The sequence below is a fragment of the Vibrio sp. A37 genome (assembly GCF_059777565.1).
Window position 1 is genome coordinate 259446 of sequence record NZ_JBLNLI010000001.1, and the last position, 26243, is coordinate 285688.

A 26243-nucleotide genomic window follows, 5' to 3' on the forward strand; every position below is an offset into this window, starting at 1 on the left:
TCACACAAGGTAGGAAACAAAAGTACTTTGTATTGGTTTAGATCAACAAACATCCAAATTAAAAAGGGTGACCTAAGCCACCCAATCCGTAAAATATTGCTACTAACTTAGTGAAACAATCCCAACTCTCTAGCCTCTTCGATTGTTAAGCCACTTTCTCGAATCTCCTTCAACGCTTCAATACGACGACGAGCTTCTGCTGACTTTACTTTATCGACTGATTTTTTGGGTGCCTCTTGTTCCTCATCCGTGAGATCCCACTTATTTGCAATATTCGTCATTTCATCATGGTCGATAGAATTAATGGACATTGTTACCTCCGATAACCATGTAAGGAACAATTAATCTGTAGCAAAGCCCCTACTCTTTGTTAAGTAGTATAACTGCATTATGTGAGCTACTTTTAGCTTCCGAAATCAAACTTATATTTTAAGGATAGCTACTTTACATAAAACTTAATGTGAGATTATATTTAAAAGATTGGCCCAAATAATTAATCGTTGTTTTTTTAAACGCCATTCAATGTATTCGGCTCTCTCTTACATGATCAAGCTTTCGGAAGTATGATCATGGTGATTGCTTTAAATCCCCTTTCCCGTAATGAAATACCCGATTATTTTGGTAAAAAATAAGAGCTTGAAGGCAAGTGAAGGGAAAATGCTATTGTCGGTTTCGACATAAAAAAAGCGAGCTTCAGAGAAGCTCGCATTAGAATTCGAATCAATAAAACTTACCACTTTTCCAAATAACTAGAAAGGGCAAAAGGTTGTCTATTCGGCGTAAAAGACTAAAGCAAACGTTTGCTCCACATGTCATTGCAATGTCAGTTTTGTGTCGACAAAGACTTGATTGTGTAAATAACTGCGCTAAATAGCCATATCTTCTAGCACTTTATACACTGTCTCATCAATACGACCTTCATAAACTTGTTTGCATACCTTCCTGCGCACAGCCAAGCCAGAAATCAAACGTTCAATTGACAGATGTTTGTTGTCAGTTTGTTCATTATACAACTCGACCAACTTGCTTAGAGTCTCGTATAAAATGATATCATTTCCCACACGTAGATAATCAAGCTTCTCTATGAGCTCGTCGCACTCAGTTTTGATAGATGAGTATGGATGCCCTGTCATAGCAGCCAAGGCTGTTATACTGCGTTCTAGAGCCTCTGGAGAGGTATATTTCGACAGAGTAATGGTAATTTCATCCGCATTAATTTCAACCAAGTGCTTTCTCAGCTTAACTCGACGACCTAATTTACCTTTTGGTGATGGCGCTTTCCGTTGAATTGGTTCAAATTCGCCGTCAATAATCGTGGATAACTCATCGAGTTTTTGTTTCGATACCATTTCATTTCGTAGTGGGTTTGGAAGCGTTGGGGCCATATTACGCTTGCCAGCATTAGTGGTTTTAGCTCGAGAATAGCGAAGTACTTCTTCGACATCGCATTTAATATCGACTTGATAATCTGCCGTTTTGTTCTGTTTTTTGATCTTTGAAATGGTTAAGTGGTATCCCCAAAGGTTAACGATAAAAAGATCTTCTGTCGATTTGTCTTCGGATAACTTTCGTAGTTCGCGAATAAGATCCATTGAAAAGCGACGCCACTCTATGTTTCTAGCAAGCTTTTGATTTAATTCGCTTAAAAGCATAGAGTCGGAATGTCGTCTCGACATCCTACTTCTAAAGTACGAATAAAGCTGAAATACTAACGTATGTTGTCGCAGTATTTCCGGTGGAAATAGGAAGAAGTAATCACGGGTGAGAAGCTCGTCGTAAAATGAGGGCTCCCAAACTAAGATATATAGGTTGGGTTTGATCCGGATCTCACCATCAGCCCCTTCAACGGGAGCTTCTTCCGAAGCCGTAATAGTTCGAGCTAAAAAACGAAACCGATCACTTTTAAATCCTTCTGGCATATTTTCACTTAGCCACCGACCAGTTAACTCATGTAACTGAAAGTCTGTAAACTCAATACGATCAATACTGTCTCGAATAGAGTCTCTCGCTGGACCGCTGTCCTTTTTTCCTCGAAGAGATAGAATATCAGTAATGTACAATGGCGTTTTATTTGGCGCTTGAACAGAATCAAGATGATAGTGATCTTGGTGATGATCATGATATTGAACTGTTAGCGTAAACAGGGCAAATAGTGTCATTAAATCATCAACCGTCATAATATTTTTAGATGATCTTGTTTCTATGACTGCTTTAGTGCCCGAAATTGATACCATTGATTTTTGGTAGCTTTTTCTTGTCCTAGGTGGCGCTAACGCTTGATCAATGATCCCTGCCCAATTAGTCGGAGAAACTACGAATTGATCGGCGTCATCTTTCATTGCTGGTGGAATATTTAAACCATGCTCATTCAACAAACGCTTATTGACTTTGGTTTGTGCTAACGCTTTCGATCTTTTTTTCTTCTGGGAAGCTTTTACCGATTCTGTAACTAAGCTTGTTGCCCCTAGCACCGAAATTAATTGGTTCGGGTTGACAAACTTATGTAGCATTGTTTTGCCCGCTAGACCTTGTTCAAATTTCACAGCTACTTGGGTAAATAAACCAATATTCACGGCGGCTCGTAGTCTCTGCTGTATAGCAGCTCTAGTGACTTGCCCTTCAGTCGCGTCTATTAACTCTGTGGTCGATACTAGGCCGTCTTGACTCCTGAGGCTATGTAGAGAGATCAAATTCAGGAGTTCAACAATACTCTTCGTTACGCCCTTAAAATGTTGATATTGTTCAATCCAATCTACAGCGTTTTCAGAAACTTCAAATAAGTGCCCGTCCTTGTGACTTCGAGGTGCTTTGATCAGAACTTTGTTTTCTTGTCCCATTAATTGAATCCGTATGAACGTTCCCGTAATTTTGCCATCTTTCCGAAAAGAAGATTAATAGAAAAATAAAAAGAAATAAAGAAATTTTTATTGGTTTTAATAACCTGATCTACTTGATTACTTTGATCTATATTGATTATATGATCTATGATCAAGCGAGCTAAAAACATCTAAGTTCATGTAATTAAGGTTGTTTTTTTAGGTGACGTTAGGAAGCATGATCAATGCTTTTATGAAAGTATGATCATTAGTTTCTGAAATGATGATCAACGAAACGTTTAAGCATGATCATCATATATCTGGACTTATGATCATCAGTAATTTGAAACATGATCAAGGTTACTACACATGTTATCCACAATTGATTTGATTAGAATTTATCCTCAAGTGTAAAGAATGATGGAAATATACGTTTAGTACCGACTGGAACAATGATCAAGAGTATGTAGTTTGTATTGTTTTTGGTAATTTAAGCGTTTCAAACCATGAAATTCAAATTACGAATATCCATCATTGTTCAGCAAATTATCACTTTATTTAGTGGAAGCATGATCAAGCTATCGGATAAATTTGGTCAAAAAAGGTGGAATTCCAATTTACAACGGCTATTGCCCGACTAAATATCAAAATATCTATATTACATCTGACATTAGCCGTACTTTATTGTGAAAAACATATGCTTCCGAAAGCGTGTCTACTTGATCATTGATCCGCTAGCCACGTAGTTAATCGGGATCGTTACTATATACTTAGTCAACTAAATTGCTCTCTTGATCATTCTTCCACATAGTCGTTGTGAACTCGAAAGCATGATCAAGTAATAACCATGATCATGCTTTCATAGGCAGACGATATTCAATTTTCAAGAGTATCTAAATTTAACAAACTTGATTGTTAATTGATTAAGTTTGCATCACCTGTTGTTGGTAATACAAAGGCCGTAAAATATGCCTATATTCCAATCGTTCCGGAAGCTAATTAAGTTTACATTGTAAATAAGTGATGTTGTAACATTTTAAATGTATGGCAAATTTAGCAATATCTTTACAGCTTATTTAGTTTGCACTGCATCACAATATTAATAATTAGTTCACTTTGTATAATTAAGTTTATCTTTTAACCATTAAATATTCGTGCAGCATTTAGTTGTTAAATTAGTGAAATGCTGTACAATTGTGTGCTCGTCATTATTAACGGACTTTGGCTATGAAGAGAGAGCAAACGATTCAAAACCTGTACCAAATCGCTGAGCAGACTCAGCAAGTTCAGGCTGATAGGATTGAAATTGTTTTAGAAGAACGAAGCGATGATCACTTTCCTGCAATGTCTAAAGCGTTGATGGAAACTCGCTCAGGTCTGACACGTAGAAAGCTTGATGAAGCGATAGGGAAGCTCGAAGAGAAAGGGCATCAGTTTACCAAAAACAATGCTAACCATTATTCCATTTCTTTAAATGAAGCACATATGATTATGGAAGCCGCTGGCGTTCCTAAATTTTATGAGCGCAAGAAAAATGGTGGTAACAAACCATGGATTATTAACGTACAAAACCAAAAAGGCGGTACTGGTAAGTCGATGACGGCGGTTCATTTAGCCGCTTGTATGGCTCTTAATCTAGATAAGCGCTATAGAATATGTTTGATTGATTTAGATCCTCAAGGTTCATTACGTCTATTTCTAAACCCACAAATCAGTGTTACCGAGCATGAAAACATATATTCAGCAGTCGATGTAATGTTAGATAATTTGCCGGAAGACGTTGTTGTTGATAAGCCATTCTTACATAAAAATGTACTACTTCCGACGCAATACCCGAACTTGAAAACCGTATCTGCTTTTCCAGAAGATGCTATGTTTAACGCTGAAGCTTGGCAACATTTATCTCAGGACCAATCTTTAGATATTGTTAAACTTCTAAAAGAAAAGCTTATCGATAAGATATCTGACGATTTCGATATTATTATGATAGATACGGGGCCACACGTTGACCCTTTAGTCTGGAATGCTATGTATGCATCCAATGCTCTTCTTATTCCTTGTGCAGCAAAGCGCTTAGATTGGGCTTCAACTGTTAACTTTTTTCAACATCTACCGACAGTTTATGAGATGTTTCCAGATGATTGGAAAGGATTAGAATTTGTACGCTTGATGCCGACAATGTTTGAAGATGATAATAAAAAACAAGTGTCTGTATTAACCGAAATGAACTATTTGTTGGGCGATCAAGTAATGATGGCGACGATACCTCGTAGTCGTGCATTCGAAACTTGTGCTGATACTTACAGCACGGTTTTTGACCTTACTACGAGTGATTTTGAAGGCGGAAAGAAAACTTTAGCGACAGCTCAAGACGCAGTCCAAAAAAGTGCATTAGAGTTAGAGCGTGTACTGCATAGTAATTGGCTGTCATTAAACAAAGGGTAATAGGATAAATGACAATAAAAACGTCTGAATTGAACGCAAAACTGTTTGGTAAAGCGAATAAGCGCCGAGCAACTACCCCTCAAGAAGCACGTAGTGCGGTTAAAGAGCAGGCTCAAGTCATCGAATTGGAAGTGGCAGGTGAGCAAAAAGTTTCGTTTGAATTATTTCGAATACCTGCAAGTGAAATCGAATCGCAAACAGTGGTGTTTGCACAAAATGCCCGTGAGCAATCCTTCCTCAATGAGCATGCGTTGTCTGATGTCCTAGTCACTCTTCGTGAGCGCGGTCAACAATATCCAGCAGTTGGCCGTAAAACTGCTGATGGCAGGGTGGAAGTGCTAGATGGTAGTCGACGCAGAATGTCTTGTATTATTGCTAAGCAAGATTTTTTAGTTTATGTCGCCGACAATATCAACACGCATCACGCTAAGTTTTTGTCTGACGTGGCGAATGCTCATAAGCCTTTATCTCTATATGAAAAAGGAAAAGAGATGCAGGCTAAGTTAGATAGTGGAGAAGCTGAAGATCAAAAAGCTCTCGCTAAAATTTTCCAATGTAGTGAGGCTCTTGTCAGCGGTGCGTTGAAAGCAGCGTCATTACCCCTGCAGTTGCTCCAAGCCTATCCAAATGTTGGTGATTTAGGCAGGCCGACAATCGTTAAATTGCACAAGCAGTTTAACGAGCTCACTAAAGGTAACCAATCGAAGCTGTTAGATAGGTGCCAATCAGAAAAAGGTGCGGTTTGGCAAAGAAGTTCAACTCAGGGCGTAGCAAGGCTAACCAAGGAAGTATCAGAATCAATCGAAACATGGATACAAGAGCTTGCACCCAAGAAGAGCAGCTCAAACAGTAAAATTGATTTTATTAAGGGTAGGGCAAGTTACAGTCGCAGCGGCGCAAATTTGTCTTTGAACTTAAAGAAGATAGACGATGAAATGATGCAAGAGATTTTATCTTACCTTGAAGAAAAACTGCAGTGAATAAACTCAGGTCCAAATATAAAAAAGTCGCTAAAAGCGGCTTTTTTTAATGTTGTGATAAAATAGGTTTTATAACTTACGTTCACTATTATTTTATGACTGAAGTCGAGACATTTTTAGCTGAGCTCCACACATTATTACAAACCACGAATCAAAGACACGGAGTCGTCCTATCGGGTCATGATGAATGGAAGCTTAGTACAATCTTACACCTAATTCATTTATACAAATCTGATGACACCAAACAAGTTTTTCAACTTGGTGGCTCGCAGTCGGATATGGTCGACTTGTATGTTTCATTCAAAAAAGGGACTCAACTCCTGGGTCGAGAGTGTTCCCTTTTATTGTGCAGTTTCGAAGACGGCTTTGATGCAAATAGCTTTAATAGTGCTCTAGGAGCGCTTGTTGGAGGGGGGATATTAGTTATTTACTCTTCATCAACTGAAGAAAACAATTTAAGTCACCTTTGGCTTCAGGATCACTTAAGTCGGTTAGTAAATGTTGTCCAAAGTAGTGAATTACCCACTTTACCAAACCTGAAGTTGCAGACACAGGTTAAAGACTATCAACAGCAAGAGCTAGCTGTTGAAAATATAGTTCGCGTTGTTGAGGGGCATCGTAAGAGGCCATTGCTTCTTACCGCCAATAGAGGTCGAGGGAAAAGCAGCGCTCTAGGTATTGCGTCCGCAATTCTCATGAAGAAAAGAAAAATAAAAATAGTCGTTACTGCTCCAAACACTGGAGCGGTAGAGCCCGTTTTTAGACATTGTTCTCGTTTACTCGATGTTGAAGCGAAAAGTAAGGCAGAGCTAGAGTTTGGTCACTCAGTGTTGACTTTTGCCTCTCCTGACGAGGTATGTTCTACAAAGGTATCATGCGATCTTTTATTGGTAGATGAAGCTTCAGCAATTCCGATCGTGATGCTACAAAAAATGGTTCGTCAATACAGTCGAGTTGTATTTTCTACCACAATCCATGGATATGAAGGTTGTGGTAGAGGTTTTACTTTAAAGTTCGTTAGCTGGCTAAAAGAGTTCAGAAGTGGAACTCGCAGCTGCCATTTAACCCAACCGATACGATGGGGAGAAAAAGATTGGCTTGAACTCTGGCAATATCGTACTTTTTTACTTGATGCTGAGGTCAATGAAAATGATGTTGATGGCTTATCTGTTTCAAACGTCATTCTTGTATCGGTGAGAAAAGAACAATTGTTACAAGACGTAGAACTTATGAAGTCGATTTTTTCTTTGCTTGTTACAGCCCATTATCAAACCTCGCCCAATGATTTGTTTTCTTTATTAGCCGACTCTTCAGTTCAGCTATTTATAGCTAAGCAAGGTTCGGTTGTAATTGGTTGCATCTTAGGAGTTGAAGAGGGAAATCTAAGTGAGGAATCTATTACGCAAATTGAAAGTGGATTGCGTCGGCCGAAAGGGCAGCTTGTTGCAACTTCTATCTTAACTTCTTTTGCTATTAGGGAGGCTGCACTGCAAAAGAGTTTACGTGTGATGAGAATAGCTGTTCATCCCCTAACGCAGAGACAAGGTATCGCATCGCGAATGTTGGATTATGTCTCAAATCTAAAACGTTATGACTTTCTTTCTACTAGCTATGGTGTGACAAAAGAGCTACTGCGCTTTTGGCAGCGTAACGAATTTAGTCTTATTAAAGTCGGTAGTAAACGCGATGCAGCAAGTGGTTGTCACTCTGCGATAATGATTCGGGGTACAAGTCTATCTTGGCTAACACAAGCACAAGATTTAATGGGCAGTTCAATTCCGTATTGTTTAACTGACTCCTTACGAGGTCTAGATGTGTCTATCGCTCGTGAATTAGTAAAGCGTTCTAGGTCAAATGAATTGACACAACGCCAAGTAGATATTGTTTATACTTATGTCAATGGAGGAAGTGCTTTTGAAGTTGCCGTACCATTTATTAGCGAAATGATATATAGCTTATCTGACAACGATATTGACTTTGTTACTGATTTGCTAATGTCGAAAGTAGTCCAGCAAAGAAGTTTTAATTTTTGCGCGAATACTTATAACCTGACCGGTAGAAAACAAGTAGAGAAAAAAATCAAAAGCGACTTACTTATTTTACTCTCCAGTTTACAGTGTAAATTTCAGCGCAACTGACTTTATTTTGATGGACTGTAATACTTTAGTGTTACTTATGTTTACGAGCAATTTTCCTGTCTTAAAATTTACACTGTAAATACTACTGAAAGTCGACTAACTAATTATTTTTAAAGTAGTTAACCGGTAGGACAAGATTCAATATTTCTGAGGTGATGCCGCTCGCCAATTTTTCAAAGAAGATCAAAATCACAATACCATTAAGGGATATTTGCAATAATGGTTCGATGTTTGCTTATTTATCATTTCTTCCTACACTCACTATAAACGTCAGAAAGAATTTTATTAGAACAACTATATAAGGGATGGCGACATGGATTGCCTACTTGAAGAGTGCTTGGATATATCGACAGTAATGGATTCCACTTCCACTTACAAAAAATGGCTTAACCAACCAACTCCAATTTTAATTGATGCATCGAAAGTTGCACGCGTAGATACTGCTGGCATACAGGCACTTGCGTCCCTATTTGCGACGGCTAAATCGACCGAAATTAAAATTGAGCTAGTAAACGCCACAGATACTTTATTAGAAGGTATTTCTATCTTAGGTCTTAGCGATTTGTTCGAATAACATTTAGAGAGAAGTTTGAGAGGCTGAATATGACTAAAATCCTTGCAGTAGATGATTCTGTGTCCATTCGTCAGATGGTAAGTCATACATTAAAAGATGCTGGTTATGATGTAGAGACTGCCAATGATGGCCGCGATGCATTGAATAAGGCGCAGAGAACCAAATTCGATGTAGTGATTTCGGATGTAAATATGCCAAATATGGGAGGATTCGATTTCGTACGCGAAATGAGAAATAACCCACAGTATAAATTTATACCGATTTTAATGCTGACAACTGAAACCAGTATGGAAAAAAAGCAAGAAGGTAAATCGGTTGGCGCAACAGGGTGGTTAGTAAAACCTTTTAACCCTGAAACTTTATTAAAGACGTTAAAGCGAGTTATCTAGTATTTACATCGTCTTCTAGCGTCAATAAGCAATGAAATAGGAATTTCTTATGGCTTTAGACATGGAACAATTGCGCAAGATGTTTTACGAAGAGTGTCGTGAAAATCTTGAAGTATTGGAAGGAGTCCTTTTAAAACTCGACCCAACAAACGATGATTTAGAGCCAATAAATACTATCTTTCGAGCAGCGCACTCTATAAAAGGCGGCGCGGCTACTTTTAACTTATTCGATATTAGCGAATTTACCCACTCTGTTGAAGCTTATTTAGACTTGGTTAGAAATGAAGAGCTAAGGCTGACTGTTGCGAGTGTTGATGTACTGCTGCAAAGTGTCGACTGTATCATGAATATGTTGGAAGGACACGAAAGTGGCAAAGAGGTAGACTCCAACTTACAAGAGTCGGTGAGTCAAAAACTGCACCAACTACTAGAAAATAATGTAGAAGCCTCGAGCTCGTCTGAAACATCTTCGACACTAGATAATCCCAATGCTCCTTCCAGTCCTAATCAAGGTAAGCCTTTTGAATGGCACATCATTTTTATTCCTCATCCAGAAATGTTTTTTAGTGGCAATGACCCATTAAGAATTCTTCGAGAGGTTAAAGACTTAGATGATAGTTGCGTGATTTCTGCAAGCCTAGATAAATTGCCAACCATAAATGAAATGGAAGGCGAGTTGTGTTACTTAAGCTGGAAGGCGACTTTACCAGAAGCTATCAGTGAAGAACAGATTCGAGAGATATTCGAATGGGTAGAAGATGAATGTGATTTGAATCTGGAGCGTAAGGAGATAGCTGTTGAATCGAATGAATCACAAGGAAGCCCCACCAGCGAAGCCGAAGACGTCAGTTCCAAACCAACCAACATTGCTGAACCAGCAAATAATGTAGAGCTTCCGGTACAAGCCGTTGAAGATAAGCCGCGCAAAAAAGAAACCCCGGAGCCAAGCACAAAAGTCGCTAAATCTGAGCCTAGCGTAAGCTCTATCCGTGTTGATATCGACAAAGTTGATGGCCTAATTAATCTGGTCGGTGAGCTAGTGATTACTCAGTCTATGTTAGCCGAGATAGGTAACGATTTTACCATAGACAAACTCGAGAAATTAAAAGCAGGTTTAGATCAACTCCTTCAAAATAGTAAAGATCTTCAGGAAAACGTACTTAATATTCGTATGTTGCCGATGAGTTTTGCATTCAGTCGCTTTCCAAGGCTTGTTAGAGACTTGTGCGGTCGTCTTGAAAAGCAAGTAGATCTACAGATCAAGGGTGAAAATACTGAGCTAGATAAAACAGTACTTGAAAGAATTGTAGATCCTCTTGTTCACTTAGTGAGAAATGGCATTGATCATGGTATTGAAATTCCACAGATACGTTTGGAAAACGGTAAACCAGAACTCGGTACGATAGAGTTAAATGCGTATCACCAAGGTGGCTCAATTATCATAGAGATCATTGATGACGGGGCTGGTATCAATTGTGACAAACTATGGAATAAAGCAATAGAAAAAGGTGTGTTAGCTGCTGACGCTCGTCGAGATGAAATGTCAGATAAACAGGTGCTGAATTTAATATTTGCACCAGGATTTTCCACCGCTGAAGAAGTGTCTGATATATCAGGACGTGGGGTGGGAATGGATGTGGTGAAGCGAAATATTGAGGAGTTGGGTGGCCATATTGAGGTGGAATCCGAGCTTGGAATAGGAAGCCGCTTTACGATTAGCTTGCCATTGACTCTTGCGATATTGGATGGGCAATTAGTAAAAGTTGGTGGTGAAGTTTATGTGATACCACTTTTGACAATTATTGAGTCGATTCAAATTGATATGAATTGTGTTAAGCATGCATCAGGTGGTGTAGAGCTCTACCGTTTACGAGAAGAGAATATCCCAATTCTACGACTGCAAGATGAACTTAAAATGGGCGATAGTGGGCCGCTGGATGAAAGAATTTTGTGTTTCGTAGAGGCGGCTGGAAATCGTGTTGGGTTATTACTTGACGAGTTGCTCGATCAACAGCAGGTAGTAATAAAGAGCTTAGAGTCGAATTACAGCAAGGTTCCAGGCATTTCTGGTGCCACTATTCTAGGCGATGGTTCAGTTTCGTTAATTCTTGATATTCAAGGCCTCATTACAGGCTTTTTGAGTCGTAATGCAGAGACAGGTCGCAAAGGTAGAGCGGCTTAGGAGGGGGTATGGATACTGAACAAGAGCAAGCACATAAAGAGCAAATTGCACAAACAATTATTGGCAACGTGGAATCAGAGGTAAGCGAGAGTGCAGACTTTTTGAGTTTCCAATTGGCTAATGAGCTCTATGGCGTTCAAATCAAAGACGTCGAAGAGATTAGAGTTTGGGAGCAACCCACTCCAATTCCTCATTCACCAGCGTACGTTAAGGGGGTCATCAACTTAAGAGGTATGATCGTTCCAGTCGTTGATCTTCGTAGCCGTTTTGAAATTGGTGAATGTCAATATTTGCCGACCACGGTAGTGTTAGTGCTAAGGCAAAAGTCTGGTGACACTGAACGTTTAATGGGGCTTGTAGTTGACGCCGTGAGTGATGTGATAAGCCAAGGAGCAAATGAACTCGCTCCTGCCGTAGGGGAATCACACATCACGCCATACTTGCAAGGTGTTTTGAATGTCGGTGAACAGGTTATGTCTCTTCTTGATACAGAAGAGTTACTCAATATAGAACGGATTCTAAAGGCGGGTTAGTGACCATGGCAACACAAGAGTTCTTAAGTTTTCTTTTAGATGAAGAAGAGTATGGTGTACCAATTCTAGATGTTAGAGAGGTGCGAGGATGGAGTGAGGTTAGAGAAGTTCCAAACTCGCCAAAATATCTATTAGGTGTTCTAGAAATACGAGGTGAATATATTCCTATTGTTGATTTGCGAATGCGATTCAATTTAACGCCTGCAACAATAGGTGCAACAACAGTTGTGATAGTGCTTAATGACGCAGAGAAGCACCCATTGGGCATTATCGTTGATGGAGTATCTGAGGTGTACAATTTGTCCGTTGAAGAGATAAAACCAGCACCTCACATGTCGGTAACGGTCGATGAGAGCTATATAAAAGGTATTGCTTCCGTTGAAAGTGGCCACTTAATTTTGATTAATCTGGAGGCTCTGTTTGACGTAGAAGAGCTCAATAAAACGTCAGTGGAAGAAGTGACAGCTTGAGGGAAAATTCATGGCATTTTGGAATAAACGCAAAGAACCTATGAGTCAGTTTGTAGCTGCAGCTCAAGACTCATTAATGGAAGGTTATAAAGAAAAAGTAGAGGAAGAAAAGGGAGTATCTAAGCAGCAGCTTTTGTCTGCATTGAACGCGGCTCAAACTGCACTAATGATGATAGATCGTGATTTCAAAATCACTTATCTCAATCAAAAATCTCTTGACCTACTTCAAACACACCAAGCTTTATTTCAATCGATTTGGCCGGAATTTCGCGCAGAAGAAGAGCACCTTATTGGATACTGTATTGACGGATTTCATTCCAACCCTGCCCATCAGCGAGAATTATTAGCCAACCCGAATAATATGCCTTATACCACCACAATTGACGTGAAAGGTGTAAAAATAGAACTCAATGTTGGAGCCATTATTAATTCAAATGGTGAATATATTGGCAACACATTAGAGTGGTCTGATGTAACAAGTTACCGGAAGCAACAAGATGACGTTACCCGCCTACAAGCTGCGGTAGATCAAGCGCAAACTGCTATGGTCATGATTGATCGTGACTTTAAAGTCACGTATGTCAATGATCAAACAATTAGTTTGTTTTCCAAACATGAAGCTAAGCTCAGGACAGTTTGGCCTGGTTTCATTGCTTCTGAAGAATGGTTACTTGACCGATGTATTGATGAGTTCCATCAAAACCCTGCTCACCAGCGTCAGCTTTTAGCTGATCCTGCGAATTTGCCATACAGCACAGATATTCAAATAGCGGATCTTAAGATTGAACTGAATGTTGCCGCGATTCGCGATCTCAGCGGGAATTACATTGGCAACACGTTGGAGTGGTCTGACGTTACAGAAATTCGTGAAAGAGCAAATGATGTCGCACGGCTACAAGCTGCTGTCGATCAAGCTCAAACAGCGATGGTGATGATTGATCGAGATTTTCAAATAACTTATATCAACCAGCAGACAGTAAATTTATTTTCTTTGCATGAAAGTAAGTTTAAGCAAGTCTGGCCTGGCTTCATGGCAACAGAAGAGTGGTTGATGGGGCGGTGTATTGATGAATTTCATAAAAACCCTGCACACCAACGCCAACTTTTATCCGATCCATCTAATCTACCATACAGCACTGATATTCAAATTGCCGATCTCAAAATCGAACTCAATGTTGCTGCTATTACAGATCTAGATGGTAACTACATTGGTAACACTTTGGAGTGGGCTGATGTAACAGAAGAAAGGCAGCAGCAAAATAATATAGCCCGTTTGCAAGGCGCTATTGATCAAGCTCAAACGGCAATGGTGATGATTGACCGTGACTTTTTGATTACCTATGTAAACAGAGAAACGATCGAGCTATTTAAAACACACGAATCTACTTTGCGCTCTGTATGGTCAGGATTTACTGCCTCAGAAGAGTGGTTAATGGGACGATGTATCGATGAGTTCCATCGCAACCCTGCCCACCAAAGAAAGCTACTTGCCGACCAATCTAATTTGCCTTACAGCACAGATATCAAAATTGCAGATATTATTATTGAGTTGAATGTGGCTGCGATTGTGGATGCGCAAGGGCAGTATATCGGAAACACGCTTGAGTGGAGTGATGTTACTGAAATACGCGCTAGAGAAACGCAAGTGGGTCGCTTGGCATCTGCTGTAGAGGGTATGACTACGAACTTGATGATGGCAGATAAAGATGGCGTTATCCAGTACCTGAATCCTTCTTTGTCAAACTTACTGAAATCCCGGGAGAGAGATTTACAAAAAGTGTTGCCCGGTTTTGATGCTAACAATTTAGTCGGAACTAGTATGGATATTTTCCATAAAAATCCTAGTCATCAACAAAGCATCATTAACAACCCAGATAAATTACCATTTTCGGCCGATATTAAAGTTGGAGGCTTGGAATTCAACTTAACTTGTATTGCGATGCATGACCCCAATGGCGAATATATTGGTCCTGCTCTGCAATGGGAAGATATTACTGAGCAGCGCGATGGTCAACGCCAAGTTGAATCCCTCATTCAAAAAGCGATTGCCGGCGAGTTGGACGAACGAATTGATACCGTCGCATACAGTGGCTTTATGAAAGAACTTGGCGATGGAATCAACAGTTTACTTGATACCTTAGTTGATCCGCTTGGCCAATGTATTGATGTGATGAGCCAGGTTGCTGATGGTGATTTGAACAATACAATGTCCGACAGTAACAAAGGCGAGTTTGGCCGGCTGTCAAATGCAGTCAATACCTCTATCACCAATATTCGTGAAATGGTGGAAAAAATTACCACGTCATCTGCACGAGTTGCTACAGCTTCAACCGAAATTGCTGATGGTAACAATGACTTAAGCCAACGCGTAGAGGCTCAAGCATCTAACCTTGAAGAAACTGCCGCTAGTATGGAAGAGATGACAGCGACTGTTCGACAAAACGCAGAAAACGCTAAAGGGGCGAATGAACTCGCTGATGATGCTGCGCAGAAAGCTGGTAAGGGAGGAGATGTCGTTGGCCAAGCCGTGTCTGCGATGTCTGAAATTAATACTGCAAGTAAAAAAATCTCCGATATCATCGGTGTGATTGACGAAATTGCATTCCAAACCAATTTACTAGCGCTGAACGCAGCAGTTGAAGCTGCTCGCGCAGGTGAACAGGGTAGAGGTTTTGCTGTGGTTGCTGGGGAGGTTCGTAACCTTGCGCAGCGAAGTGCTGCGGCAGCAAAAGAAATCAAAGGATTGATTAAAGATAGTGTAGAGAAGGTGGATGAAGGGTCGCGCTTAGTTGACGAGTCTGGCGAAACGCTGAATGAAATAGTGGAAGCAGTAGGGAAAGTTACAGAGTTAGTTTCGCAAATTGCTTCTTCAAGTGCTGAGCAATCAACTGGCATAGATGAAATAAACCGAGCTATTTCAACTATGGATGAGATGACTCAGCAAAACGCTTCTTTGGTTGAAGAAACATCCGCGGCGAGCCAATCCCTTAAAGATGAAGGTAAAGAGCTGCTGAAATTGATGAACTTCTTCAGCAATGACAGCAATGTAGCCACATTTGAGCCAACACGGGCACCAATTCCAAGTAGTAATCCTACGCCAACGCAAAAGCCTCCACGAGAAAGTAGGAAAGTGAGCCCGATTCATAGTGTAAAAGTTGCCAATTCGAACTTAAATGCCAGTGAGGATAGTGACGAATGGGAAGAGTTCTAACTCGAGAAACTAAGCCAATGGATGCTTCAGAACAGAAGGAGTTCGAGTTAACCCCCAAAGATTTTAAGTTTATCCAATGGTTTATGCATAAATCGGTGGGGATTTATCTAGGTGATCGTAAACGCGCCATGGTATACGGGCGCGTTAGTCGCCAGATGCGTAAGTTAGGCTTGAGGCGTTTTATTGATTATCGCGAGTTAATAGAGAATGACGACAATGAACGTGTTCACTTTATTAACAGCTTAACAACGAATAAAACGGACTTCTTCCGTGAATACCACCACTTTGAGTTTATTGAAAAGGTGCTAAAACAAGAATGGAAAGAGCGTGGTGAGAAAACTTTGCGTATATGGTCTGCAGGGTGCTCTACAGGACAAGAACCGTATAGTCTGGTTTCTTCGCTGTTTACTTCTGGAATTATAGAGTGGTGCGATTCTCTTTCAATACTCGCTAGCGATTTGGATACCATGGTTTTAGAGCAAGCCAAGGCGGGTATTTATAGTGATGAAGCAATCAGTACCATTCCCGAGCAATATTTAAAACGTTGTTTTGTGAGAGGTAAAAAGCAGCAACAGGGCATGATTAAGATTAAAAAAGGTCTTCAGCAGTTTATTGATTTCAAACAGATTAATTTGCTCGATGATTGGCCTATGGACACTCAGTTTAATCTAATTTCCTGTAGAAACGTGATGATCTATTTCGATAGACCAACACAAGAACAACTTATTAGACGGTTCCACCAATACTTAAAGCCGAATGGGATATTGTTTTTAGGTCACTCAGAGAGTGTCGGAGCATGTTCAGATATATTCCATCATTTGGGGCATACCATCTACGTAAAACAGTGAGGGAAAAATGGCAGCGATGGGGACCACAAAATTTAAGCACGATAGTACATATATTAATCGCTTTTATCACCCGCAAAAGCAAAAACATCTGGTGAAAGTAATGCCGGGAGGTGTTTATTGGTCTACCGATGCTGAGGAAATAATATGTACTGGCTTAGGGTCTTGCATAGCTGCATGTATTTGGGACCCAGAGAAACGAATTGGTGGTTTGAATCACTTTTTATTGCCGTTTGATAATAATAATCAACTTCGCCATTGGCACCCTGATGAGGTGGTTTCTACCGCTTCCCGTTATGGTAGTCACGCTATGGAAATGCTTATCAACAGTTTGGTGTCTCACGGCGCATCTAGGCTCAATTTAAAGGTTAAGTTATTTGGCGGTGCCAAAATGATGGGCCATATTTCTATGGTGGGACAGAAAAATATCGAATTCGTAAGGAGTTATGTGCATCAAGAGGAGCTTAACGTTATCGCGGAAGACCTTGGGGGCGATACCCCAAGAAAAGTGATGTTTGAGCCTACAACTGGTCGAGCATGGATCAAGAAACTTCCATTTAATGAAGTGAATAAAATTCATAAAGAAGAAGAAAAATACGCAAGTCAGTTGGATAAAGAAAGTCATAGGAATCATGATGATGATGTGGAGCTTTTTTAATGACAAATAAATCCAGAGTGTTGGTAGTTGATGATTCCCCAGTGTTTAGGGCCTTGCTGTGCCAATTAATAAATAGCGATCCGTTGCTTGAAGTTGTCGCCGAAGCTGCAGATCCTTATGAAGCTAGAGATCTGATAAAGCTTCACAATCCCGACGTATTAACCCTAGATATTGAAATGCCTAAAATGAACGGGGTCCAGTTTCTAAAGAATCTAATGCGCCTACGCCCAATGCCTGTTGTTATGATTTCAACCTTAACTCAGCACGGTGCTGAAGCGACTCTAAAAGCTTTAGAAATAGGTGCTGTTGATTATTTTCCTAAGCCGGATGTTGAAAATACAGGGGATATGGTCAACTACAAAGAGCAGGTTAATGAGAAAATAAAAATGGCCGCTGGTGCTAATGTAAGCGCTTCATATTCCCCATCCGCACCTTCTAAAGCTTGGAACGAGCACGAAGTGACAAAAACTTCTTGTGAAGTGATTGCGATTGGCGCTTCAACGGGAGGGACGGAAGCGATCAAAGATGTGTTATCCGCACTACCTGCAGGGATGCCTCCTATCATTATTACTCAGCATATTAGTGCGATGTTCAGCAAATCTTTTGCAAATAGACTTAATGAAAGTAGCGATATAGACGTTAAAGAGTTGAGTACCAGCCGCGCGCCTTTAGTTTGCGGTAGTGCATATGTTGCACCTGGCGATAAGCACATAACCTTAGTGAGGAAGGGTGGCAATTTATACTGTCAACTTGACGATCGTCCGCCTGTAAATAGACACAAGCCATCAGTAGAAGTCATGTTTGATGCGGTTACAGAGACGGTAGGTAAAAAGTCTATTGGCATTATTTTAACTGGGATGGGGAATGATGGTGCAGAAGCACTTCTTAGGATGAAGGATAAAGGAGCTATGACGATAGCTCAAGATGAGAAATCGAGCATCGTTTGGGGTATGCCAAGAGTGGCTGTTGAAGTCGGTGCTGCGGAAAAAGTATCTGATTTAAAGAAAATCCCCGGTTTAGTTTGTGAATATTTATTTAAGTAATTGATTAAGATTACTAAATCTAATGTAGAGACCATGCTATGGAAAGTATTTTTAAAACAAGGAAGTTTCAATATTTCGTGGCAGTCGTATTACAACTCATTTTGCTTGTTGTTAGCTTATTTTATTCTTCTAGCATGTGGCAACTGATATTGGTTGTATGTATTGCTGCCATTCCTTGGATATTGCTCTCAAACCAGAAAAAAGATAGTGACCCTATAAAAGAAGAATCCGCACAGAAACAAGAAAGCCTCGCGACGTCTTTGCGAGAAGTAAAGACGGTTTTGTCAGAAGTTCACCCTCGAATTTCAGATCCATTGAATCGCCAACATACTGTTATAAACGAGTCCGTAGAGACTCTAAACAATTCGTTCTTCACCTTACAAAAAGTGGCGGAAGAGCAGAACCAAATTTCTAACCTTTTGGTCGATAATTTACTTGGTAATCAGGATAGTGCATATAGCTTGACCAAGGTGTTACCTCGAACTGAAGAAATTATAGATGAGTACGTACAGAGACTTATTGATGTCTCTGAAAAGAGTATTTCGGCAGTACATAGTATTCACGACATGTCAGATAAACTTGAGGTAATTTTTAAGCTATTGAACCAAGTTCGTGGCCTATCTGAGCAAACTAATCTTCTAGCGTTAAACGCAGCGATTGAGGCTGCGAGAGCAGGGGAAGCTGGACGAGGCTTTGCAGTCGTTGCACAAGAGGTTCGGAACCTCTCCATTAAAGCGGATGAGCTTAATAATCAGATTCAAGAAGAGATAAATGTTGCTCAGGCAACGGTAGAGCAAGCCAATGAGACTGTTGGAATAATGGCAACTATCGATATGACTGAAGCCATTGAATCAAAAGAAAAGGTTGATGAGATGCTACGTGGTGTTCATCAAGTCAATATTGGTATTGAGCAAGAAATACAAAAAATACGTCAACTAGGTTCTGAGTTGCACCAACATGTAGACAATGGAATACGAGCGCTTCAATTCGCTGATATCGTCGTTCAGCAAGGAGATTATGCAAAGACCTCGATTGTATTCATCGAAGATCTCGTAGAAATTGTGTCTAAATATAGTAGCAACGAAATTGATGAAGAAATGTTATTAAGTCAGTTATCAAAGCTCATTGATAAGGCGAACGATCAACGTGATCCTGCAGCCAATCAAGTGAGTATTGATGAAGGTGAAGTTGAGCTGTTTTAAGGAGTATAAATGACAGTTGAAACCAATATAGATAAAGGCTCCAAACGCGTAACAATTTCTATTGAAGGTGCGTTTGGTTTTAACCTAGTTCAGGAGTTTCGTCGTGCCTACCTAGATAAGAAAGATCATCAGTTTATTATCGATCTGAGGAAAGTGGATTATATTGATAGTGCTGGGTTAGGTATGTTGTTAAATATGCAAAATTATTTGGGGCAAGGAGATAAAGCGATCTCCATTACTAACACTTTGCCGCAAGTGAAAAAGATCTTGTTAATTTCGAGGTTTGACAAGAAATTCAGTATTGATTGATCAAGGGGCTGTCTATGCGAGTAATGATCGTTGATGATCATGAAACGAATAGAGAATTATGTCGTTACATGTTGGCAAACGTTGCTGAAACAGTAGACACTTTCGAAGATGGTGAGCATGTTGTGGCTGCTATGCAAGAAATGACCGCACTGCCTGACGTGATTCTGCTCGATGTAATGATGCCTATTAAAGATGGGTTTGAAACTGCAGCTGAAATCAGAAGTGCTTTCCCTGAATATCATATCCCTATTATCTTTTTGACAGTATTAGATGATCATGATTCGTTTGAGCGTAGCCTTGCATTAGGCGATGATTTTATCTTAAAACCCGTTGAAAGAAGTGTCTTAGTCGCAAAAGTTCAGGCGCACCATCGAATCGTTAAAATGCATAAAGAGGTGATAAACCAACGAGATGAATTACAGCACTTCCATGAACATGTAAAGTATGATTACGCTATCGCTGAGTCAATTTTTACAAATCTGATGGATGAAATGAGTTCACAAGTGAACCATATCTACGGACTGAATTATATTTCAACACCGTCCACCATCTTTAACGGTGATTTAATTGTGGTGGCAAATCGCCCACATGGTGGCGTGTATGTAATGATAGCTGATGCGACAGGGCATGGACTACCAGCTGCGATATCAGCAATACCTGCGACCAGAGCATTTTTCTCTATGGCAGCAAAAGGAATGTCGCTTGGTGAGATTGTTACTGAGATAAATAACTCGCTGGTGAAATTTCTACCTTTAGGAATGATGCTTGCGGCTAGTGTTTTCGAAGTTCGAGCTAATGGTTTTGAAGTTTCTTGGTGGGGCGGTGGGTTGCCAGATGCTTACGTTTTAAATGCTGAAGGTAAAATAATTCGTCGGTTAGAATCAAACCATATGCCTTTAGGTGTGCTCAAAGAGCATGAATTTGAAACGAATCTGGTTCACTTAAAGTTAGAACCTAACCAGCAAATTATTAGTTATACTGATGGAATTACTGAAGCGGCAAATTTGGAAGGAGAACAATTTGGCTCTGAGCGACTAGAGAAAGTATTGCAAGAGAGTAAAAATATCATCTCCAATCTTTACGACAAGGTTCAAAAATTTACCGCGAAGGGTAAAGAAGATGATTTATCTATATTGGCGATGAATTTTCCTATTTCCAATGGTGCCGATACTATAGAGCCAGTCGAAGCGATTAGTATGAGATCCTTGCCCATTACGTCTTCTCTCAAATTCCCAGCGGAAGTACTCAGAGACTCAGTTGTTATGAATGAAGTGCGTCAATACCTAATGGGAATTGTTCCAGGTGGTGGACACTTGGACTTGATCTGCTCTGTGTTATCCGAGTTGTTTGCTAATGCGATTGAACACGGCTTGTTGAGCTTAGATTCTAAAATAAAAGACGATCCAGATGGATTCTTTAATTTCTATTTAATTCGAGAACAAAAGCTAAGTGAACTTGGCGATGATGCATTTCTTGAATTACGAGTCGAGTTTACACCTAGTAAAAGCCTGCTAAAGATGGAATTAGAGCATAATGGTGAAGGTTTTGACTATGAGAAGTTTCAAAATGTAAATAGTGAGCAGACTTACGGTCGTGGTATTGTTCTTGCTAGAGAATTATGTGAGTCGTTGCAATATTCGAAGCAAGGAAAGTGTGTAACTGCTGTTTATAACTTTGATGCCACACACCATTTTCCAAGCTCGTTATAGGAAACTGCTAAAATAACAACTACTTTCCGTGCAACTCTTGCATACATGATTATAATTTACAGTGTAAAAATATAGATGCAAGCTAGGTAACCTAGCGGAGCAATACAGCTGACATATCTTGGTCAAAGCGTAGCGAATGATTTGTCAGTAAGAGCGTGGAAGATGGAAGTTTTATGTGGAATAAGTTCGTTTCAATGTCTGAGGATAGTACATATGTGACGGCGAAGCTGTCTCCAGATATTACGGTTGATAATAACTTCAGCACTAGAGGGCTTGATGAAGCTCTGGGTGAAATATCTGCTAGTAATTTCTTTGTTCTTGAAGAAGAAGTAAATCGATTCATTAATTGTGCGAAAGAGATGAAAGGTGAAGCTTTCTCTGGCGTTCGTATTGCAGAATTACGCGATGCTTCGGTAGAAGTCGTTCTCGATGATCAAGAAATGCTCGCGAGTATGGTCGTAACAGGTGCTTATGACGGAAAGCCGTTGAGTGGCCCTGATATTATCCAAGCCTTGTCTGATGCTCAGGTGACCAAAGGCATTAATAAACTTGCATTAAAAAAAGTTATGCTGATGAGTGTTCAGTTGAAACCTGGCGAAACTTTTACCCAGCCCGTTGCTCAAGGAAAACGTCCAATTCAAGGTAAAGATGCTCGCTTTGTGCCATTGGTAGAAGATGTGAGTAAACGTGTTTTGGCTCCTAAAGAAACAGATGATAGTGGTAAAGTCGATATGCTGAACCTAGGAGAAACAATCACAGTGGAGGTTAATCAACCTCTAATGAAAAGAATTCCTGCGACCAAAGGAACGCCTGGGTTAACTGTGCAGGGTAAGGTGATGTACCCTAAACCAGGCAATGACCAAGCTATGATGGAAGGCAAAGGCTCAGCAGTCTCGCCTAAAGATCCAAATATTTTAGTTGCTACTGAATCAGGCATGCCTATCATCAAAAGCAAAACGGTAGATGTCGAAAATGCACTTTGCTTACCAACGGTAGGGGTTGCAACTGGGCATGTAAAATTTAAAGGCAATGTCGTCATCAACGGAGATATCGAGTCTGATATGGTCGTTCGTGCTACAGGTTCGATTACTGTAGGTGGTTTTATAGAATCAGCGGATGTTCAAGCCAAAGGCGATATTATTGTTGCGAAAGGAATCATTGGTCATACCGTTCCTGAAGGTGGAGAAAAAAGCTGTGTCGTCAAGTCGGGAGCAAGTATTAAAGCTAATTATGCACAATACGTAAAGCTTCAAGCGGCTGACGATGTAGAGCTGTCCGTTCACTGTATGGGTAATGAGCTTAGTTGTGGAAGAGATCTAAAAGTCTCTGATGCTGGAGGCAAGCAGGGGACACTTAGCGGTGGCGTCGCTAAAGTTGGAGGTAAAGTCATTTGCGTTAATTTGGGGGTAGAGGGTGATACACCGACGTTAGTCGAAGCGTTTGCCCGTTACGCTAAATACAAAGAGCAGCTCTCCAAACTGAAAGATAGGTACAAAGAAGCTCAAGAGGGCACTATGGAAGTGGTCCGTAAAGAGCTAGATTTCAAAAAATTGCCGAAAGAGGAACGCTCCGCGGAAGCGGAGCAAGAAATTGAAGACTTTAAGGAAAGCGCGAACGAAAAGCTCGAGCAAGCTAAAAGCGCGCTCGAGGTGCTGGAAGCAGAGTTTGATGAGCAGCTGGAAAAAGCCACAATTGAAGCCAAAAATAAAGTTTATACGCACGTGACGATCCAATATGCGGAAGAAAAGCTGATCACAAAGCGTGTTCATGGACCAAGCATATTTTCTTTTAATAAATATCAAATAGAATGTACGTCTAAACTTGGTAGCGATGCAGTCGAAGGTGATGTTAGTTAACCTTTTCAGCTCTATCGCTTACTGTCATTCTGACGCTGTCTAACGGACATAGCGGTCTACAAAAAAGTCCAGTCCTTTAATATCGCTGCTTGGCCGTAATATTGTTGTTTCGCGTCTGTAAGATTAAAAACGAGTGCGTTGTTGAGTTTAAATCTCTTTCCTGAGGAAGTAATCCTTACTCCACAATAATCGTTTATGTAGCCAAATTGTGTCACACGTGATAACAGTTCATTTCGTTCTTCTTGAATCATTGGTTCAGCTGATAACCTAGAAGGTAGTTTTACCAACTCTTCAAAGTCCATTTCAAACAAGTCTAGTGCTGCCTTATTGGCAAAATTAAAAATCGGGTCTGTTTCCACACCGTGGGAAAGGATAGCAAAGGGAGCTACCCATAAATCGCTGATACTGTTTGTCTGGGTGAGTTCGCACAAGTTATGACCAAAAAAGGACTTATAACTTTCGGTGAGTATGCGCCCGTGCTCAATAAAAAAAGAACTACTTAAATCTATATTTTTCACATTTCATCCTCTTTATGTTCAATCTTGATATCCCACTTGGGGGACACTATACCAATGTCAGTAGTGAAGTGATGAGCGACTTTACCCAGCAAGAAGGATTAAATAGTTGCTGGAATTGGTATTGTGTTTGCTAAATCATATTTTAAACCAATGTCACTATATAAATGATTTTATAGGGTTATCATCAAAGCCCGCAGATATTATTGGTTCATTGACAGCTTCGTTGGAAGGTCATTGAGGTTAGAGCGAATCTCATTTAATTACAATCATTGAGGTAAAGCAAACTCCTGAGTCATTGAACACGGCATTGCATAGACACCTAAGCAAAATTTACTCATTGGTGGACCTGTGCGATTAAGGAAGATTAGCCATTTACTATAAAATCAAAGGTTTTCTATGTTTAAGTCATTTTCACTAAAAAATAAATTAGCTATCTCGGCCAGCTTGGCGATTGTTGTTGGTGGATTGTTAGTTGAATTTATATCTTTTCGCGCTTCACTAAATAGACTTAATACTCAGGTTGAGCAGCGAATGAGTAGCGCCACAGCCTCTTATAATCAGTATGTGACAGATTGGTTGAAATCCAAGGAGCGAGCATTGACGTCGATACCGAAAGGAGTTCAGTCATCTGCTATTGTCGGTCACTTACAGCAAGTTCGCGACTCGGCTGGATTTGACAACGTGTTCTTGGCTTATCCAGATGGCACCCAAACCAATGCCAACAAAGTCTCTTTACCGTCAGGGAATAATGATCCTAGGCAGTGGGGGTGGTATATCAATGCGAAAGCTGAACCCTCCCGTGTATTTATGGATAATCCAACCGTTGCTGCCGCTACTGGTCAAAACGTTGTTTCCTTAGGTAAGGCACTGAATATGGAAGGAAAGTCGGTTGTTCTAGGAGCTGATGTAGGAATTTCAGATATTCTCAATAGCATGAACAAAGTGATATTACCTGGGGAAGGCTATATGCTTATCGTTAATTCTCAAGGGAACATATTTACCTATCAAGATACCAACTTTCTGAACAAACCGGTAAATACCTTAGGTTTGAACATGCAGGAGCTGCGTAATGCAGAGAGATCCCAGCATAATGTTCAAGTCAACGTCAAAGGTAAGCCTTATTTAGTTTACGCTCGCCATATCGAAGGGACTCAGTTAATGACCGTCAGTGTTGTTAGCTATGATTCCTTGGTAAAACCACTATACAGCGCAATGTGGGGACAGATTTTAGTCACGGTTATTGTTGTGATAGCTTGTGTTTTATTGTTCAATTTTCTTTGTAATGTGTTGTTTAGACCACTAAACAATGTATCTCATGCCTTATCTGAAATTGCTAATGGTAGTGGAGATCTGACCCAACGAATTAAGATTGAAAATAAAGATGAAGTAGGGGAGCTCGCAGAAAACTTTAATCGATTCGTGGAAAGTTTGCAGGGCTTAATTGGTCACATTCGTCGCCAATCTCAAGATTTAAACCAACAGTCAGATATCAGTACCTCGCGAGCGAATCAATCGGTCAATGAGCTTAACCACCAGCAGCAAGAGATCACTATGGTGGCTACAGCTGTAACGGAAATGGCATCGGCCACTCAAGAGATTGCTTCCCATGCTGAACAGACGGCGCAATCTGCACAAGAGTCTTCGGTTAGCACTCAAAACGGCCATGAGCTTGTGGTAGATACAAAAGAGTCAATAAATAACTTGGCAAACGAAGTGAGTGAAGCAAGTTCTGTTATCAGTGAACTTAATCAGCATGCGCAAGAAATATCCACTGTTTTGTCGACGATTCAAGAGATAGCTGAACAGACCAACTTACTGGCATTAAATGCAGCTATAGAAGCTGCAAGAGCGGGTGAACAAGGACGAGGTTTCGCGGTTGTTGCCGATGAGGTTAGGGTGTTGTCTCAACGTACACATACTTCGACAGAAGAAATTCGATCCACGATAGACGTACTGCAACGCACAACATCAAATGCTGTCACTTTGATGGAGAGAAGCTCTAAGCTGGCTCTCAGCTCTGTGGAGGATGCGGATAAAGCAACCCAGGCGTTGGATGAGATAAACTCAGCCGTCGCGAGGATCAGCGATATGGCTACCCAAATTGCGACAGCTGCAGAAGAGCAGACTCACGTGACCAGTGAAATTACACAAAATGTGACTTCCATCAAGGATGTGACCGATCAACTGGTTGTAGGGGCGAGCGAATCATTGCAGCAATCGAATCAACTCAAATCTCAGGCTGAGGAGCTTAATTCTAAAGTAGCGACTTTTAAGCTTCTGTAAATTGTCGATGGGTAAAGGGATAAAACTAAAAAGCTGGCTTTGAGCCAGCTATTTTTTCAGAGTTATCGATCTTACGATTTAT

The 26243-nt window shown here is 40.4% G+C and carries 20 protein-coding genes; 17 read left to right on the forward strand and 3 right to left on the reverse strand.

What is annotated here, in order from left to right; all coding sequences use genetic code 11:
- Nucleotides 1-107: 107 nt before the first annotated feature.
- Both ACM2FC_RS01125 and ACM2FC_RS01130 read right to left on the reverse strand, forming a co-directional pair.
- On the reverse strand, nt 108-311 hold the full coding sequence (locus tag ACM2FC_RS01125; RefSeq protein WP_498478976.1) for a PA3496 family putative envelope integrity protein: 204 nt from the start codon (nt 309-311) through the stop codon (nt 108-110).
- Between the two features lie 555 nt (nt 312-866).
- Nucleotides 867-2837: a replication initiator protein RctB domain-containing protein gene (locus ACM2FC_RS01130; RefSeq protein WP_498478977.1), complete on the reverse strand. Its 1971-nt coding sequence runs from the start codon at nt 2835-2837 to the stop codon at nt 867-869.
- A gap of 1206 nt (nt 2838-4043) precedes the next feature.
- On the opposite strand from ACM2FC_RS01130, the gene ACM2FC_RS01135 reads away from it, so the two are divergent.
- The 16 genes from ACM2FC_RS01135 (at nt 4044) to ACM2FC_RS01210 (ending at nt 23360) form a co-directional block, all read left to right on the forward strand.
- Complete coding sequence (locus tag ACM2FC_RS01135) at nt 4044-5261, forward strand: ParA family protein (protein ID WP_498478978.1); 1218 nt, start codon at nt 4044-4046, stop codon at nt 5259-5261.
- 8 nt (nt 5262-5269) lie between these two features.
- Nucleotides 5270-6241, forward strand: coding sequence for a ParB/RepB/Spo0J family partition protein (locus tag ACM2FC_RS01140; RefSeq protein ID WP_498478979.1), 972 nt, complete (start codon nt 5270-5272; stop codon nt 6239-6241).
- Between the two features lie 95 nt (nt 6242-6336).
- Entirely contained in the window at nt 6337-8379 is a 2043-nt protein-coding gene (locus tag ACM2FC_RS01145; RefSeq protein ID WP_498478980.1) for a tRNA(Met) cytidine acetyltransferase TmcA domain-containing protein, read from the forward strand.
- Between the two features lie 313 nt (nt 8380-8692).
- Nucleotides 8693-8953 (forward strand): STAS domain-containing protein, encoded by a 261-nt coding sequence (locus ACM2FC_RS01150; RefSeq protein WP_498478981.1) that lies wholly within the window; start codon nt 8693-8695, stop codon nt 8951-8953.
- A 29-nt stretch (nt 8954-8982) separates the two neighbouring features.
- Nucleotides 8983-9342, forward strand: coding sequence for a response regulator (locus tag ACM2FC_RS01155; protein WP_498478982.1), 360 nt, complete (start codon nt 8983-8985; stop codon nt 9340-9342).
- Between the two features lie 49 nt (nt 9343-9391).
- On the forward strand, nt 9392-11524 hold the full coding sequence (locus ACM2FC_RS01160; protein WP_498478983.1) for a chemotaxis protein CheA: 2133 nt from the start codon (nt 9392-9394) through the stop codon (nt 11522-11524).
- An 8-nt stretch (nt 11525-11532) separates the two neighbouring features.
- Nucleotides 11533-12057 carry a chemotaxis protein CheW gene (locus tag ACM2FC_RS01165; RefSeq protein ID WP_498478984.1) on the forward strand — a complete coding sequence of 175 codons (525 nt, stop codon included), beginning with the start codon at nt 11533-11535 and terminating at the stop codon, nt 12055-12057.
- A gap of 5 nt (nt 12058-12062) precedes the next feature.
- Nucleotides 12063-12527 carry a chemotaxis protein CheW gene (locus ACM2FC_RS01170; RefSeq protein WP_498479501.1) on the forward strand — a complete coding sequence of 155 codons (465 nt, stop codon included), beginning with the start codon at nt 12063-12065 and terminating at the stop codon, nt 12525-12527.
- Nucleotides 12528-12537: 10 nt separating this feature from the next.
- Nucleotides 12538-15738, forward strand: coding sequence for an aerotaxis transducer Aer2 (gene aer2, locus ACM2FC_RS01175; protein WP_498478985.1), 3201 nt, complete (start codon nt 12538-12540; stop codon nt 15736-15738).
- Nucleotides 15723-16586: a CheR family methyltransferase gene (locus ACM2FC_RS01180; protein WP_498478986.1), complete on the forward strand. Its 864-nt coding sequence runs from the start codon at nt 15723-15725 to the stop codon at nt 16584-16586. Before aer2 ends, ACM2FC_RS01180 begins: the two co-directional genes overlap by 16 nt.
- Before the next feature lie 7 nt (nt 16587-16593).
- Entirely contained in the window at nt 16594-17241 is a 648-nt protein-coding gene (locus ACM2FC_RS01185) for a chemotaxis protein CheD (RefSeq protein ID WP_498478987.1), read from the forward strand.
- Nucleotides 17241-18284, forward strand: coding sequence for a protein-glutamate methylesterase/protein-glutamine glutaminase (locus ACM2FC_RS01190; protein WP_498478988.1), 1044 nt, complete (start codon nt 17241-17243; stop codon nt 18282-18284). Before ACM2FC_RS01185 ends, ACM2FC_RS01190 begins: the two co-directional genes overlap by 1 nt.
- 38 nt (nt 18285-18322) lie before the next feature.
- Nucleotides 18323-19486 carry a methyl-accepting chemotaxis protein gene (locus tag ACM2FC_RS01195; protein WP_498478989.1) on the forward strand — a complete coding sequence of 388 codons (1164 nt, stop codon included), beginning with the start codon at nt 18323-18325 and terminating at the stop codon, nt 19484-19486.
- Between the two features lie 9 nt (nt 19487-19495).
- Nucleotides 19496-19795, forward strand: coding sequence for an STAS domain-containing protein (locus ACM2FC_RS01200; protein ID WP_498478990.1), 300 nt, complete (start codon nt 19496-19498; stop codon nt 19793-19795).
- A gap of 14 nt (nt 19796-19809) precedes the next feature.
- Nucleotides 19810-21504, forward strand: coding sequence for an ATP-binding SpoIIE family protein phosphatase (locus tag ACM2FC_RS01205; RefSeq protein ID WP_498478991.1), 1695 nt, complete (start codon nt 19810-19812; stop codon nt 21502-21504).
- A gap of 173 nt (nt 21505-21677) precedes the next feature.
- Nucleotides 21678-23360 (forward strand): FapA family protein, encoded by a 1683-nt coding sequence (locus ACM2FC_RS01210; RefSeq protein ID WP_498478992.1) that lies wholly within the window; start codon nt 21678-21680, stop codon nt 23358-23360.
- Nucleotides 23361-23416: 56 nt separating this feature from the next.
- Here the strand turns inward: ACM2FC_RS01210 and ACM2FC_RS01215 are convergent, their stop codons facing one another.
- Entirely contained in the window at nt 23417-23878 is a 462-nt protein-coding gene (locus tag ACM2FC_RS01215; protein ID WP_498478993.1) for an MEKHLA domain-containing protein, read from the reverse strand.
- A gap of 396 nt (nt 23879-24274) precedes the next feature.
- Here ACM2FC_RS01215 and ACM2FC_RS01220 point away from each other — a divergent pair, with 396 nt between their 5' ends.
- On the forward strand, nt 24275-26161 hold the full coding sequence (locus ACM2FC_RS01220; protein ID WP_498478994.1) for a methyl-accepting chemotaxis protein: 1887 nt from the start codon (nt 24275-24277) through the stop codon (nt 26159-26161).
- The last annotated feature ends 82 nt before the right edge of the window (nt 26162-26243 follow it).

Excerpts from the sequence above, each read along its gene's own strand:
- ACM2FC_RS01125 (WP_498478976.1), bottom strand. The coding sequence starts at position 311 with ATGTCCATTAATTCTATCGACCATGATGAAATGACGAATATTGCAAAT.
- ACM2FC_RS01130 (WP_498478977.1), bottom strand. The coding sequence starts at position 2,837 with ATGGGACAAGAAAACAAAGTTCTGATCAAAGCACCTCGAAGTCACAAG.
- ACM2FC_RS01135 (WP_498478978.1), top strand. The coding sequence starts at position 4,044 with ATGAAGAGAGAGCAAACGATTCAAAACCTGTACCAAATCGCTGAGCAG.
- ACM2FC_RS01140 (WP_498478979.1), top strand. The coding sequence starts at position 5,270 with ATGACAATAAAAACGTCTGAATTGAACGCAAAACTGTTTGGTAAAGCG.
- ACM2FC_RS01145 (WP_498478980.1), top strand. The coding sequence starts at position 6,337 with ATGACTGAAGTCGAGACATTTTTAGCTGAGCTCCACACATTATTACAA.
- ACM2FC_RS01150 (WP_498478981.1), top strand. The coding sequence starts at position 8,693 with ATGGATTGCCTACTTGAAGAGTGCTTGGATATATCGACAGTAATGGAT.
- ACM2FC_RS01155 (WP_498478982.1), top strand. The coding sequence starts at position 8,983 with ATGACTAAAATCCTTGCAGTAGATGATTCTGTGTCCATTCGTCAGATG.
- ACM2FC_RS01160 (WP_498478983.1), top strand. The coding sequence starts at position 9,392 with ATGGCTTTAGACATGGAACAATTGCGCAAGATGTTTTACGAAGAGTGT.
- ACM2FC_RS01165 (WP_498478984.1), top strand. The coding sequence starts at position 11,533 with ATGGATACTGAACAAGAGCAAGCACATAAAGAGCAAATTGCACAAACA.
- ACM2FC_RS01170 (WP_498479501.1), top strand. The coding sequence starts at position 12,063 with ATGGCAACACAAGAGTTCTTAAGTTTTCTTTTAGATGAAGAAGAGTAT.
- aer2 (WP_498478985.1), top strand. The coding sequence starts at position 12,538 with ATGGCATTTTGGAATAAACGCAAAGAACCTATGAGTCAGTTTGTAGCT.
- ACM2FC_RS01180 (WP_498478986.1), top strand. The coding sequence starts at position 15,723 with ATGGGAAGAGTTCTAACTCGAGAAACTAAGCCAATGGATGCTTCAGAA.
- ACM2FC_RS01185 (WP_498478987.1), top strand. The coding sequence starts at position 16,594 with ATGGCAGCGATGGGGACCACAAAATTTAAGCACGATAGTACATATATT.
- ACM2FC_RS01190 (WP_498478988.1), top strand. The coding sequence starts at position 17,241 with ATGACAAATAAATCCAGAGTGTTGGTAGTTGATGATTCCCCAGTGTTT.
- ACM2FC_RS01195 (WP_498478989.1), top strand. The coding sequence starts at position 18,323 with ATGGAAAGTATTTTTAAAACAAGGAAGTTTCAATATTTCGTGGCAGTC.
- ACM2FC_RS01200 (WP_498478990.1), top strand. The coding sequence starts at position 19,496 with ATGACAGTTGAAACCAATATAGATAAAGGCTCCAAACGCGTAACAATT.
- ACM2FC_RS01205 (WP_498478991.1), top strand. The coding sequence starts at position 19,810 with ATGCGAGTAATGATCGTTGATGATCATGAAACGAATAGAGAATTATGT.
- ACM2FC_RS01210 (WP_498478992.1), top strand. The coding sequence starts at position 21,678 with ATGTGGAATAAGTTCGTTTCAATGTCTGAGGATAGTACATATGTGACG.
- ACM2FC_RS01220 (WP_498478994.1), top strand. The coding sequence starts at position 24,275 with ATGTTTAAGTCATTTTCACTAAAAAATAAATTAGCTATCTCGGCCAGC.